We start from the raw sequence: 825 nt of genomic DNA, 5'->3' as shown, positions 1-825 counted from the left end.
ACCTTCGAAGACCGTGATGGGACTGGTCGGTTCGAACACAAAATCCTTACTCGGCTCTCCTATCCCCCCGTATGCGTGAAGCCCGGCAAATCTGTGTGCGACGATCTTGGTAAGCCGGAGGACTCTACGCTCTCGATTACCGGAGACAACTGGAGACGGTACGTGATCTGGAGTGGCGCTGATACTGGCTATGATCGCTTCGCAATCGGGCATCATGACATTACCCGCCCACTTGGCGCGCGCCCGGCAATACCACGACAGCACACCTCTAGCGGCAACGGTATGGAGCACCAGCCTATAACCTGTATCTGTCGCTATGGGGCGTCCGGAGACCAGTTCTGCAAGGAGTATGTCATACCAAGGGCTACTGTCTCTGACTCATCTGTGAAGTGACGCGAAGGGCCTGTTCTGATTCTGTCGTGAGAGGGAGGATCGGGAATGGCTGGTGCGATTGCCTTACGGACGGATTATACGGCTTCTGCGTTACGGCGTCTGGCCTCTCGTACGCGGGATGCGAATGTTGCACGGCGCCTTTTGTCTCTGGCTGCGGTGCGCGACGGTGCCAGCCGGGGCGAAGCGGCGCGGATCGGCGGGATGGACCGGCAAACCCTGCGGGACTGGGTGCACCGGTTCAATGCTGCGGGGCCGGATGGTTTGCACGATCGGTGGCGCAACGGGTCGGTCTGCCGCCTGACAGCGGACCAACTGGCAGAATTATCGGCGCTGGTCACGACAGGGCCTGACCGTGCCCGGGACGGCGTGGTGCGCTGGCGTCGGGTCGATCTTCAGCGGGTCATCGAAGAGCGTTTTGGCGTCTCCTATCAT

Annotated in this window: 1 protein-coding gene; it reads left to right on the top strand. The window is 60.5% G+C overall.

Annotated elements, in window-relative coordinates:
* Window positions 1–438 precede the first annotated feature (438 nt).
* Window positions 439–825, top strand: a 387-nt coding sequence (locus tag GXY01S_RS17810) for a helix-turn-helix domain-containing protein (protein ID WP_156470352.1), incomplete at its 3' end; no start/stop codon positions are given.

It is taken from the genome of Komagataeibacter xylinus NBRC 15237 (genome assembly GCF_001571345.1).
Classification (GTDB): Bacteria; Pseudomonadota; Alphaproteobacteria; order Acetobacterales; family Acetobacteraceae; genus Komagataeibacter; species Komagataeibacter xylinus.
Note: the sequence above shows the minus strand (reverse complement) of the source record. Positions and strands in the feature narration are given on the sequence as shown.